A 12,812-nucleotide genomic window follows, 5' to 3' on the forward strand; every position below is an offset into this window, starting at 1 on the left:
TAATATTACATGAATTTTCCAAATATCTTGAATTGGAAAGTTTAATCCATTTGACAATAAAAAAGCAGACCAATCACTATGTAAATTAGTCTGCTGAATAAAGCTCTTATCGAATTCGTGGAAATATATCAAAGGAGTTATCAGGAGGCACTTTTGTGAGATTGAAGGCCTTCATCCGATTTTTGAATAATTAATCTTGGTGCCGACGAAATAATGAACACGGCCGCGATTGAGCAGAGAATGGCCGCTCCAAGCATGGTAGCCCCGTTAGCCAGGAAGGAAAAAAGAACCGGCGACATCCCTTTTGGCGCATAGCTTCCGAAGAAAAGAACACCTGCTATAAAATGCCAGAAATACCGGGCGAAGCTTCCGATAAATACTGCCACGACTACCCAGCCAAGCGCTTTCTTCCTGCTGCCGGTGCGCAGCTGATTTTGAATAACACGATAAAACAAGCCGGCAAAACCGATACAAGCAAATGCAACAAAATACTCAATAAATGCCTGAAGCGGAGTGGCAATCCAGGCATCTCCCATGGCGATCTGCAGTATCCCCCATAAGAGTCCTGCAATAAAGCTGACTTTAAATCCTCTTCTAAAGGCCAGAATAAAAATCGGAATCATCGCCACAGATATAGAAATGGATGGCGACAGCTTGATGGATGGCAGAAGATCAAGAATGATAGCGAATGCTGCAAAAAATGAAGCCTCTATCATTGCGATTAAGCTTAATTTCTTCATAAAAAAATCCCCCTTTAGTCTCGAGACGATACCCCAAGGGAGAATAAGCAGACAGAATAGTGCAACTGCCTTTTATTCCACATTCCTGCGCTAGCATTAACTAACAGGTTCAAAGGGTCAGAACAGCGGGCTGTTCACTCTCAGCGATATGCTCCCCTTGTGGCACGTTATTGAATTATTCGCTTTTAGTATATATGAAAGAATTAATGGTGAAAAGAAATTACTCCTCCTCTCCAAAAATATTTTGTTTATCCCACTTGCCTTTTCGATAATACATAAAGGCAATAACACTGCTAATGCCAAAACTGATCCCCATTCCTGCTGCAATTCCCTTATCCCCTATATACTTTGAAAATAGATAAGTTAAAGGATATCGGAGGATCCAGAATGAAATGATATTGAGGATAAGAACTTGAAACATGGCGCCTGAGGCTCTTACCACACCATTCAATACAAAATTAATGCCCAGGAGAGGATAGAAAAAAGCAATGATTTTCAAATATTCAGTGCCATAGTGTACTGATTCTTTATCCTGTATAAACAGGTGCACCCCATACTCTGCAAATAGGAACGTCCCCAAAGCAATGATAAACATGATGGCAAGATTGTAGAGGACTCCGTACAACGCTATTTGATGTACCCGTTCCCATCGATTTCCTCCTATATTTTGACCAGCCATACTATTGACTGCAGTCCCCAATGCCATGGCAGGAAGCATTATGATACTGTCGATCCGCTGTGCTGCACCAAACCCTGCAACGACGTCACTCCCAAAAGAAGTAACGACAGACATAATAGCCATAACGCCAGCCGATATGACAGTCATTTGGAGTCCTGAAGGAATGCCAAGCTTGAAGATCAGCACGGCCTCCTCTTTGTAAGGCCAAGATGGAATTGTAAAAGGCGCCAGCTTTTTGCGGAGTATGAATATCATGCCGATCATAAAGGCGACTCCCTGTGAAAGGATGGTTGCATAGGCGGCCCCATCAATGCCAAGCTGAAATACTGATATAAAAAGAGGATCGAGAATTGCATTTAACACGACAGCTATCAGCACAAAGTACAGGGGGCTTTTGCTGTCTCCGAGTGCTCTTAGTACAGTTCCTATAAAGTTATACCCGAATAAAAACAAAATACCAATGAAGTTAATCTGCAAATACGATGCAGCCTCTCCGGCCATTACGGCAGGTGTGCCCATGAAGGCCAGAATTCTTTCCGCAAGCAGGAATCCGGCTATTCCAAGAACAACCGACAAAATGGTCTGTATGACGGTAAAGGCATTTAAATAACGCTTAAGCCCCTCTGCCTGATCTCCGCCTTTTTGCTGGGATAGAATCGTTAATGCCGCATTGTTTATTCCAATGATAAATGAAAGTACTGTAAAGATTACAGTGCCTGAAATTGCAACAGCCCCCAATGCATCAGCTCCCAGCAGATTCCCAACCCACAGACTATCAATAAATTGATAGGAAACCTGCAGGAGATTAGTGAGCATTATGGGAGTTGAGAACAACAAGAGCTGTTTAAAAATATTTCCTTTTGTAAAGTCCTGCTGAGCCATTTTAACACCTTTTTCCCCTATATATTTCAATATTTTTATCAACAGAAATCGCTTATCCGCTTTTATTATTCACTATTTCACATTCAGTTTCCAATAAAATGGTTTGTACTAGACTTCCCCCCTGTCACATATCTTTCACATTTATTAACCCTTTGAACGCTGTTGTAGCACACTTTCTAATAAAGGATATTATTTTTCCATAATTTACAATGTTTAAAAAGAGTTAAACCCTTTTATTAACAATTTTAATTTCTTATAATGTAGGTATGTTCAATGAGGAGGGAATTGGTTGAAATCACTTTTAAAGAAGCCTTCGACGATTATAACTATTGCATTGGTAGTCACGGTGATTTTGGCGGCGGTTATTTGGACCGTACAAGCAGGAAATAAGGATGTGACAGTCCCGTTTTCTTCTGTGGAAAAAATTATTGCCTCCCAGGATGGAAAGATTGTTACAGTACAGGAATATAAAAATGGGAAACTGCTGATCACAGCTCCTGATGGCGAGTACATCTCTCATGTGCCTCCCAACAGTGATATGGTTGATAAATTAGTAGAAACCTATAATATTCAATATACATTCGCAGCCACAGGGCCCTATACACCTTGGATACTTGGCGGCATAGTCCTTTTGTTCATTGCCATAGGAATTTACCTGTTTAAGTCAGGAAAAGGCGGAATGGGCGCAACAAATACAATGAAGCAAAGTGTATCCAAGCCTAAAGCCCTTCCTGCCATTTCGCTTGAAGATGTAGGCGGAATTCAAGATGAAATGAAAGAGGAAATTATGCAGACTCTTTCGATTTTAAAAGAACCGGAGCGCTCATTAAAAATGGGCATTAAGCCTCCGAAAGGGATTCTTTTATACGGACCTCCCGGAACGGGAAAAACATTGCTGGCTCAGGCAATCGCCAAGGAATTGGGAGCCACATTTTTCTCAACAAGCGGTTCCGGGTTTAATGAATTATTTGTCGGTGTAGGAGCATCCCGAGTCAGAAACCTTTTCCAAAATGCCAGGAAGTATTCTCCTGCTGTCGTCTTTATTGACGAAGTAGATGCACTTGCAGGACGAAGAAAGCAGCATGGCGGAGAAGAAAGTGAAAAAACGTTAACTGAACTGCTGGTCCAGCTGGACGGCGGACACTCCAATGACGGAATATTATTTATTGCCGCCACGAACCGGAAGGATATGCTTGACGAAGCCTTCCTTCGTCCTGGACGGATTGACTTTTCTTTCAATGTCCCTCTTCCTGATACTAAGGGCCGGAGAGAGATCATAAATATTCATACACGAAATAGGCTGCTGGCTGAAGATGTCATGACAACTCTTGGCGATCTGGCAGAAAGCACTTCCGGTTTTTCAGGTGCTGATCTTCATTCCCTGTTCGAAACGGCAAGCCGCAGAGCTGTCCGGAACGGCCAGGAGATTATCTCAAAAGAAGATTTGGATTATGCGCTTGACCGCACTATCCTGGGAACCACCACCCGGGCTTTACAGGATGCCGGAACGAAGCAGCGGGTTGCCATTCATGAAGCTGGCCATGCTTTAGTGGCTGCTTTAACAAAACCGGGTTCCGTCCGGAAAGCAACCATCATTCCGCGTGGCGAAGCACTTGGGTATGTAGCTCCTATTCAAAAAGAACTTCATTTATCAACAACAAGTGAACTTCTTGACCAGGTAGCCATGATTCTCGCTGGCGGGGTAGCAGAACGAATGATACTTGGCGAACACAGCATTGGGGTAAGCGGCGATGTTAAACAAGCGAAGCATATCATCGAGCAAATGGTTGATACGGGGTTACTTGATAACGGATTTGAGCTTACTTTCAACAAAGGCCAAAAAGAAGCCAAAATGCAGGATCTTTTCCAGAAAGCATTGGAAAGATGCGAGTTAATTATTGCGAATCACCAGCCGCAATTTAAAGTCCTGGTAGAGGCCCTTCTTGAGAAGGAAACACTCGAAGGCAGTGAAGTACAGGAAATTGCAGGAGAATTAAAAACTGAATTGGTCATAGCGTAATGTGAAACCGGTCCTCTGAGGGCCGGTTTTTTTATGATAATAGGACATCGGAAATATATTAGGGTAATGTTAAGGATGCCAATTATTTTGAATACAAAAGTAAATAAATGCTTTTATATAAAGGATTCTTCCTCTCTTTTGTTTAATTATTAATATAGATAAAAAATGGAGGAATGGTACTTTTGTATGATTTTATTGCTGACCTGATATTTCACTTTCTGATTATGATGCTGATTCCTTTTATTCATAAAATCTCTTCTCAGTGGAGTGGACGATGGAAGACTTCTGTACCGTTTTTATCTGTTTTAATAATGGCCCTTTTCCTGACAATGACTTTTCCAGTAGAAATTACGGGCGGCCAATTTTTTAATCTGAAATTTATTCCTATTTTTGTCGCATTTTTTTATATTAGCTCGTTTGCAGGATTTTTTACAATATTTGTATTAATTACTTTAAAGGGGTTCCTTTCACCTGAAGATATCTGGATAGCGCTAATAAATTACACTATTATTTCCGTTCTCTTTTTCTATGCGGGAAAATTTTATAAGAACCGTACATTTGGACAAAAAGTCAGTATAGCTGCATTATTCTATCTTCCCATCACCATTACGAGGTTTGTTATTTTCCTCCAAAGGGATATAAACGAAGACGCTGTTTATTTATTATTGTTTTCTGCAGTTTCGATCATAACTCTTTCCATGATCATTTATCTGGTTGAAATGAATCTGCTTCAGGAACAAATAATGCAAAAGGTGAAAAATGCGGAAAAAATCAATGCAATCAGTCAGCTGGCCGCTTCTGTCGCCCATGAAATCAGAAATCCGATGACCACTGTAAAAGGGTTTTTGCAAATGATGAAGGATGAAAAAAATCTTACTGCGAATCAAAAGACGTTTATTAAAGTCTCTTTGGAAGAGCTTGACAGAACTAATCATATAATAAGTGATTTTCTTTCACTTGCACGCCCGGATACTGCAGCTGCAAGGAAGGTTTATCTTTCAGAATTATTATTGGAAGTGGCTGATTTTATGAGGCCTTATGCATTAATGACAAAGGTTGAAATAAAGGCAAGCATTTTTGAAGGCATCTATATTGTTGGTAACCCAAATGAAATGAAACAATTATTTATCAATTTATTGAAGAATAGTATTGAAGCCATGCCTGGCGGAGGAATCCTGGAGATTTCAGCCTACAAGAAAAATACAACTGCAGATATACAAATTAAAGATGAAGGTGTCGGAATGTCTAATGAAACACTTCAAATGCTCGGACAGCCCTATTATTCGACAAAAACAAAAGGAACTGGCTTAGGGCTGATGATAACGTTTGATATTATCAATCGATTGAAAGGAAAATATTTAATCGATAGTACACCGGGCAAAGGAACAACCTTTACGATTTCCCTTCCTTTATTTTACTCTTCTGAAGAGGTTCTGAGCCCTTCATTCCATAACGGAACTGAAAGACAGCATATAAAGGAAAACTAAACCCCAAAACTTAATAATAAACCAATGAAAAAAGCCTCCATAAAAATGAAGGCTTTTTTCATTTATCCCCTGCCGGATGCACGGCCTCTTATAAAGTTTACTACAATGATAATCGCTGCGATTACCAGCAGTATATGAATGATGCCTCCTGCAATTTTAAACATTAATCCCAGAATCCATAATACAAGCAGAATACCTGCAATAGTCCAAAGCATGCCTTTCCTTCCTTCCTGTCGTTTTTACAATATAAATACCCTTAATGTAAAAAGAAAAAACATTGCCGTACTTTTTATCGCCGTTACAATGTTAGGTTTTGCAAGGGATCCCTATTTTTATTCAGGAAGTATTTTATTATGCCGCACTTCTTCCGGGCTCTCTTTTAATAAAGTGGAATGCCCATTCAACCATGAACTGGCAGTTAAAAACGTTCAGGACACCCATTCTGCAAAAGCAAAATAAAATTCAACAAAGCCTTCCGTAATTCAAGCACTATTTGTTTGCATCCATTTTTCGATCATTGCATATACTATATTCACGGCCGCCCACCTCTTCTAACATCGCTTCGTTGCGGGACTAACCAGACCGGAATGTGGGCGGCCTCCTGTATAGGTGACAGGCACCTATACCACTACTAGACCACTTTCACACACACCATTTAAGCTGCAAGCCGCATAGGTATTGCAGCTTTTAATTTATGGCTCATCGTCCATACTGTATCCTAAATTTACTCCAATGAAAAAAATGCCAGGAGCATATCCTGGCAGTCTAACGGTCAGTAAACCCCCGATGACCCGAGGTTTCACTTTATTTTTTATGCATTTTAAACTCAAGGAAAAGCTCATTATAATAAGCGAGCATTCTTTTTCCCAGGTTTTCATAAACCTCCAGACGGGCTGTCATTTCTTCATCAGGATAAAAACGTTCATCAGAAATGGTTTCTTTATCCATATATTTCAGCGCCTCTTTATTTGGCGTTGAATATCCAACATATTCTGTATTTTGTGCCGCATTTTCCGGGTCAAGGATGAAATTCATGAACTTATGTGCGGCTTCCGGGTTTCTCGCAGTCTTAGGGATGACCATATTATCAAACCACAGATTGGAGCCTTCTTCCGGAACAACATATTCGAGATTATCCTTCTCCCACATGAGCTCCTGTGCTGTACCGGACCAGACTACGCCAATTCCGGCTTCATCATTTTCCATCAGCATTCTGATTTCATCTCCAACAATGGCTTTAATGTTAGGTGTAAGACGATCGAGCTTTTCTTTCGCCTCGACTAAATGGTCTTTATTTTTGTCATTAAGAGAATAATGCAGACTATTTAGCCCCATGCCCATTACCTCTCGTGCCCCATCAATCAGCAGAATCTGGTTTTCTAATTCAGGGTCCCATAAATCATTCCAGCTCGTGATTTTTTTATCACCTAATATATCGGTGTTATAAAGAATGCCGACTGTGCCCCAGAAATAGGGAATCGAATACTCATTCTTAGGATCAAAAGGCAGGTCCATGAAACGGGGATCAATATATTTCAGGTTTGGAATTTTCGTATGATCCACCGGCAATAGCAGATCTTCTTCCTTCATTTTTTCAATAGCATATTCTGAAGGAACAGCAATGTCATAAGCTGTGCCGCCCTGTTCAATTTTCGTCATCATCGCTTCATTGGAATCGAAGGTTTCATAGATGACTTTAATGCCTGTTTCCTGTTCGAACTTATCCACCAGGTCTGCATCAATGTAATCGCCCCAATTAAAAATGGTCAGCGTATTGCCGCTTGTATAGCCCTGGGAGGAATTCAGACTGGAAACGAAGTACAGCAATGCGATTGAAACGATTAATACGGCCGCTAGTGCCTGAATAAGCTTTTTCATTGCCTTACCCCCATTCCATTCGGCTTCTCATTTCGCTTTGTAATAAAGTAATAGCCTGTAACCAGGATGATGGTAAATAGGAATAGCAAGGCGGATAAAGCGTTGATATTCAGTGAAACTCCCCTTCTTGCCAGAGAATAAATCTCAACAGACAAAGTGGTAAAGCCATTGCCTGTAACAAAGAAAGTGACGGCAAAATCATCGAGAGAATAGGTCAGGGCCATAAAAAAGCCGGCGAATATCCCTGGAGTGATATAAGGGAGAATGACCTTTGTCAGTACATCCAATCTGCTGGCCCCAAGATCCATGGCTGCATATATCATGGATGTGCTCATCTCTTCAATTTTAGGCAAAACCATCAGGACAACGATCGGAACACTAAAGGCGATGTGTGCCAGTAAAACAGAGATAAAGCCAAGCTTAAGTCCGATCATCGTAAAAAGAATTAAAAACGACGCACCGATAATAACATCCGGACTGACAATCAGCACATTATTTAATGAGAGCAGCGTGTTTTTCACTCTGCGTTTTCGTGCATAAGCAATGGCAAGTGCCCCAGCGACTCCAACAATCGTTGATATGGCTGCTGATAAAAGGGCAATAATAACCGTGTTCAAAACAATGATGAGCAATCGTGTATCACTAAACAGCTCCCGGTACCAATCCAAAGTAAATCCTTCGAACTGATACATAGTCCCTCCGCTGTTAAAAGAATAAAAGATCAAATAAAAGATCGGGGCGTATAGAATGACAAAGATAAGAGCCAAATAAAACGCCGGCCATTTCCTGTTCTTTTTCATTATAGGATCCCCCGCTTTCTTCTGCCTGTCAGCACCATAATCAGTACCATGGCGATAATCAGGAAGACGGCAATGGTAGAGCCCATTCCCCAGTCCTGTGTTACAAGGAAATGCTGCTCAATCGCAGTTCCAAGTGTAATGACACGGTTCCCTGCAATCAGTCTTGTCAGCATGAATAATGATAATGCCGGGATAAAGACAATCTGGCATCCTGCTTTCACGCCATCCAGTGTCAAAGGAAAAATAACACGCTTGAATGTTACCCAGGAAGAACCGCCCAAATCATTGGAAGCATCCAAAAGCGTTGGATTCAGCTCATCTAAGGAATTAAATATCGGCAATATCATAAAAGGAAGAAAGATATAGACCGACACAAAGATAAAACTGAAATCAGTAAACAGAATCTGTCTGCCGCCGATTCCCATCACTTCCAGAAAGCTGTTCGCAGCGCCATATGTACCGAAAATGCCAAGGAAAGCATAAGCCTTCAAAAGCAGATTAATCCAGGATGGCAGGATGATCAATAATAGCCACAGCTGCTTATGCTTCGTTTTCGTAAGAAAATACGCTGTCGGATATGCGATCAGCAATGAAAATAACGTAATTAAAAAGGCATACCAAAAGGAGCTTAGAGACATTTTTAAATAAACAGGCGTAAAGAACTTCCGATAATTCTCCATTGTGAAGTGCCCTTCAATATCAAAGAACGAATAATACAGGACAAGCAGCAAAGGCGTGACAACAAATAGCACAATCCAAAGAACATAAGGAATTAAATAAAAATTGCGGGAATTAGTTCTCATGGCTTCCCTCTTCATAGGCTTCCAGGCGCTTATCAAATTCTTCTTCGGTCTCCCCGTGCCTCATGACATGAATTGCTTCAGGGTCGAAGTGGAGGCCAATATCATCCCCGACAGTCGCCTTTTTAGTTGAATGGACGAGCCACTCATTGCCGTCGCTATCATAGCAGCTGATCTCATAATGGACACCCCTAAATAGCTGGGAGTCAACTTTAACCTTCAGCTTCCCATCATCAGGGGCTGTAATAGCGAGATCTTCCGGGCGGATCACAATCTCAACCTCTTCATTCGGCTCAAAGCCTCCGTCAACACATTCAAATAACTTCCCGGCAAACCGAACTTCATAATCCTTGATCATCGTACCTGCAACAATATTGGATTCCCCGATAAAATCAGCTACAAAGCGGTTAATCGGTTCATCATAAATATCAGTAGGCGTTCCACTCTGCTCAATCCTTCCGCTGTTAATCACGAAAATTTCGTCTGACATGGCCAATGCTTCTTCCTGATCATGTGTGACAAAAATAAACGTAATGCCAAGATTTCGCTGCAGCTCCCTTAGCTCATACTGCATTTCGGTGCGCAGCTTCAGGTCAAGTGCGGATAATGGTTCATCCAGGAGAATGACCTCAGGCTCATTGACAATGGCTCTCGCGATGGCAACACGCTGGCGCTGCCCGCCTGACATATCTTTAATTTCCCGGTTTTCGTATCCTTCAAGGTTTACAAACCTTAGCGCTTCTTTTACTTTCCTTTCGATCTCCGTTTTCTTTAATTTTTTTATTTTTAGGCCAAATGCAATGTTTTCAAATACATTCAAATGAGGAAACAGGGCATAATCCTGAAAAACAGTATTTACTTGCCGTTTGTTTGCGGGAACATGATTAATGACTTTTCCACTAAAATAGATATCCCCTTCAGAAGGTTCAGTAAAGCCGGCAATCAGCCGCAATATCGTCGTTTTTCCGCAGCCCGATGGACCTAAAAGGGTATAAAACTTTCCGCGCTCAATTTCAAAGCTGACATTTTTTAATACAGGCGGGTCATTATCATATTTTTTTGTCACCGATTTAAATCGGATAATGGTGTTATCTGTCATCTAACTCTCCCTATCTATAGAAATTTACAGGAAATATGTGAAATATGTATTGTCAAGTTCAAACGTATAATATCATAGATTTCCAATAATCTGTTACAAAATTCAAAAACAAAAATAACCCCGCACCTTGAATGCGGGATTTTCGGATGCTATACTCCCCGCTTATTCCCCCATACATAGGTATGCAGCTGCGGAAGCACTTTAACATCTTTCAGCTCATTGTCCTGAATCGTTTTTTCGATAAGCCAATCATATTTATCAAGCAGTCTTTGCAGTAAATTCCGGTCGTCTGCTGTTACGGTGTCATCATTTCCCACCTGCAGATAAAACGGAACTCCTGGATAGCGCTGATAAACATTTTTGGCATATTCATAATCCTCATCATTAAAAACAACAATCTTAAGTGAAAACTGCTGTTCTTCCCTTCTGCTGCCCTGCAGTTTGTTCACGATCAGATCGAGCACATCGAAGTCCGTATTCATGCCTGAACTTGGCGGCTTTGGGGAGAGTGTGAGTTCATCAATATCATAAAACCAATCCTGCCAGCGGCTTCCCTGTGTTTCCAGGCAGAGCTTAATTTGTTCAGCTTTAAGAAGAGAAATGAACTTACCCAAATTTTTAAGAAGAGCGGGATTGCCGCCTGAAATGGTTACGAATGAAAACCCGTCTCCTCCCAGTTCTTTAAGCTCTTTCCAAATTTCATCCGGGTCCATTTGACGGATGCTGTCTTTCGCACTTCCATCCCAGGTAAAAGAGGAATCACACCAGCTGCAGGAATAATCACAGCCTGCAGTGCGGACAAACATAGTCTTTTGGCCGATGACCATGCCTTCACCCTGAATGGTCGGACCAAATATTTCCAGTACTGGTATCTTACTCAACCTCCATCCACTCCCTTCTGGCTTCCGCATAGCTTGTAGGAGTTTCAAAAAGGCGCACAAATTCTACTCTGGCCCCGTCATATTGCTCTTTTCTGTTTTGCAGGCTTTCCGCCATTTTTTCATAAATCCACACAACCATATTCTCGGCTGTCGTATTCATAGGTGGCAGCGTTTCATTCAGGTACTTGTGATCGAGAAAAATCTCAATCTCTTTTTTCCAGATTTCTTTTATATCCCCGAAATCGATCATTAACCCTCTGTTATCCACAAACCCGCTTAAGCCGAAAATCACCTTATAGGTGTGTCCATGCAGGTTTTTGCACTTACCTTCATAGCAATGCAGATGATGGGCTGAATCAAACGTGAATTCCTTGCTGACCATTACACGCTTGTGATGGTATTTCAGCTGATCCGGTTTAATGTCTTCATTAATCTTCTGGAGTTTATCAACAATCCTAAATCCATACATGGCTTAAAGCCCCCCCTTTTCGCTGAGGTATTCTTCAAGGCCCTTTTGTCTTAAATGGCAGGCAGGACACTCACCGCAGCCATCGGCAGGAATGCCGTTATAGCATGTCAGTGTGCTGTTGCGCACATAATCAAGAGCATCCAAGTCATCTGCCAATTTCCATGTCTCCGCTTTATTGAGCCACATTAAAGGTGTATGAATCACAAACTGCCCATCCATCGAGAGATTCAGTGTGACATTCAGTGATTTGATAAAAATATCTCTGCAATCAGGGTAGCCGCTGAAATCTGTCTCACACACCCCGGTAACAATATGCTTGGCATCGATCTGACTGGCAAGCACACCGGCAAAGGACATGAATAAAAGGTTTCTTCCAGGCACAAATGTCGATGGAAGCCCGCCTTCCTCTCCATCCTTTACTTCTATGTCATCACGGGTCAGAGCGTTTGGTGCAAGCTGATTCAATAAGGACATATCAAGGATATGATGCCTGATTCCCAAATCTTCTGCTATTTGGCGGGCACAATCAATTTCAAGCTTGTGCCGCTGATTATAATTAAAAGTAACTGCTTCCACCTCGGCAAAACGTTCTTTTGCCCAGAATAAGCAGGTAGTACTATCTTGTCCGCCGCTGAATACAACGAGTGCTTTATCATTTTTCATATTAAAATTCTCCTTTAAATAGAAAAACAGGACCACTAAGAAAGCAGACCTGTTTTCCTTAGTTTTTTAAAGAGGGTAGCTAGAACCTCTACCGTTTACACGGATTTTCTATTGAACTATCAGTTTATATTATCATCTTTTTCAAGGTTTTAGAAGGTATTACTTGTGTTCAAACAAAAAGTTTTATTATTCAAAATCGTGGAAAAGTAATAATGCATCGCCATTTCATAAGGAGGGATTGAAGCATGATCAGATTTACATCGTCATCACGCTATTCCTTTGGCATTGCGAAAAAAGGGACATTTGCAAGAAGGACTTCAGGGATCCATATTCAGGACAGGTCCACTCTTATGCGTTTGGGATTGCTGCAATAATCGGAACCTGTAAAAAAAGGTGCAGCTATTGCCTGCACCT

13 protein-coding genes and 2 riboswitches are annotated in these 12,812 nt (G+C 41.3%); of the genes, 3 read left to right on the forward strand and 10 right to left on the reverse strand.

Annotated elements, in window-relative coordinates; genetic code table 11:
• Nucleotides 1-140 precede the first annotated feature (140 nt).
• Nucleotides 141-740: an energy-coupled thiamine transporter ThiT gene (gene thiT / locus AC6CHU_RS19235; protein ID WP_159868219.1), complete on the reverse strand. Its 600-nt coding sequence runs from the start codon at nt 738-740 to the stop codon at nt 141-143.
• A gap of 65 nt (nt 741-805) precedes the next feature.
• A riboswitch (TPP riboswitch) is annotated at nt 806-908 on the reverse strand.
• A 52-nt stretch (nt 909-960) separates the two neighbouring features.
• Nucleotides 961-2,301 carry an MATE family efflux transporter gene (locus tag AC6CHU_RS19240; protein ID WP_498122609.1) on the reverse strand — a complete coding sequence of 447 codons (1,341 nt, stop codon included), beginning with the start codon at nt 2,299-2,301 and terminating at the stop codon, nt 961-963.
• A 289-nt stretch (nt 2,302-2,590) separates the two neighbouring features.
• On the opposite strand from AC6CHU_RS19240, the gene AC6CHU_RS19245 reads away from it, so the two are divergent.
• Entirely contained in the window at nt 2,591-4,321 is a 1,731-nt protein-coding gene (locus AC6CHU_RS19245; protein ID WP_251283023.1) for an AAA family ATPase, read from the forward strand.
• A gap of 173 nt (nt 4,322-4,494) precedes the next feature.
• Nucleotides 4,495-5,808, forward strand: coding sequence for an ATP-binding protein (locus AC6CHU_RS19250; protein ID WP_498122610.1), 1,314 nt, complete (start codon nt 4,495-4,497; stop codon nt 5,806-5,808).
• Nucleotides 5,809-5,870: 62 nt separating this feature from the next.
• Here AC6CHU_RS19250 and AC6CHU_RS19255 read toward each other — a convergent pair whose 3' ends face one another.
• The 8 genes from AC6CHU_RS19255 to queC all read right to left on the reverse strand — a co-directional run bounded on the left by AC6CHU_RS19255 (nt 5,871) and on the right by queC (nt 12,398).
• Nucleotides 5,871-6,023: a lmo0937 family membrane protein gene (locus AC6CHU_RS19255; RefSeq protein WP_159868213.1), complete on the reverse strand. Its 153-nt coding sequence runs from the start codon at nt 6,021-6,023 to the stop codon at nt 5,871-5,873.
• 589 nt (nt 6,024-6,612) lie between these two features.
• Entirely contained in the window at nt 6,613-7,686 is a 1,074-nt protein-coding gene (locus tag AC6CHU_RS19260) for an ABC transporter substrate-binding protein (RefSeq protein ID WP_159868210.1), read from the reverse strand.
• Nucleotides 7,683-8,486 (reverse strand): ABC transporter permease, encoded by an 804-nt coding sequence (locus tag AC6CHU_RS19265; protein ID WP_251283020.1) that lies wholly within the window; start codon nt 8,484-8,486, stop codon nt 7,683-7,685. The genes AC6CHU_RS19260 and AC6CHU_RS19265 overlap by 4 nt, the downstream gene beginning before the upstream one ends.
• Nucleotides 8,486-9,289 carry an ABC transporter permease gene (locus AC6CHU_RS19270; RefSeq protein WP_498122611.1) on the reverse strand — a complete coding sequence of 268 codons (804 nt, stop codon included), beginning with the start codon at nt 9,287-9,289 and terminating at the stop codon, nt 8,486-8,488. The genes AC6CHU_RS19265 and AC6CHU_RS19270 overlap by 1 nt, the downstream gene beginning before the upstream one ends.
• Complete coding sequence (locus AC6CHU_RS19275; protein ID WP_159868201.1) at nt 9,279-10,385, reverse strand: ABC transporter ATP-binding protein; 1,107 nt, start codon at nt 10,383-10,385, stop codon at nt 9,279-9,281. Before AC6CHU_RS19275 ends, AC6CHU_RS19270 begins: the two co-directional genes overlap by 11 nt.
• A 149-nt stretch (nt 10,386-10,534) precedes the next feature.
• A complete protein-coding gene (gene queE / locus AC6CHU_RS19280; RefSeq protein WP_159868198.1) occupies nt 10,535-11,266 on the reverse strand; it encodes a 7-carboxy-7-deazaguanine synthase QueE in 732 nt (243 codons plus the stop codon).
• Nucleotides 11,259-11,735 (reverse strand): 6-carboxytetrahydropterin synthase QueD, encoded by a 477-nt coding sequence (queD, locus tag AC6CHU_RS19285; protein WP_159868195.1) that lies wholly within the window; start codon nt 11,733-11,735, stop codon nt 11,259-11,261. Before queD ends, queE begins: the two co-directional genes overlap by 8 nt.
• Before the next feature lie 3 nt (nt 11,736-11,738).
• Entirely contained in the window at nt 11,739-12,398 is a 660-nt protein-coding gene (gene queC, locus AC6CHU_RS19290; protein ID WP_159868192.1) for a 7-cyano-7-deazaguanine synthase QueC, read from the reverse strand.
• Between the two features lie 52 nt (nt 12,399-12,450).
• A riboswitch (PreQ1 riboswitch) is annotated at nt 12,451-12,493 on the reverse strand.
• A gap of 150 nt (nt 12,494-12,643) precedes the next feature.
• Between queC and AC6CHU_RS19295 the strand changes: the two genes are divergently transcribed.
• Nucleotides 12,644-12,772: a hypothetical protein gene (locus AC6CHU_RS19295; protein ID WP_268891676.1), complete on the forward strand. Its 129-nt coding sequence runs from the start codon at nt 12,644-12,646 to the stop codon at nt 12,770-12,772.
• Nucleotides 12,773-12,812 lie beyond the last annotated feature (40 nt).

It is taken from the genome of Cytobacillus sp. GQ23 (assembly GCF_059758675.1).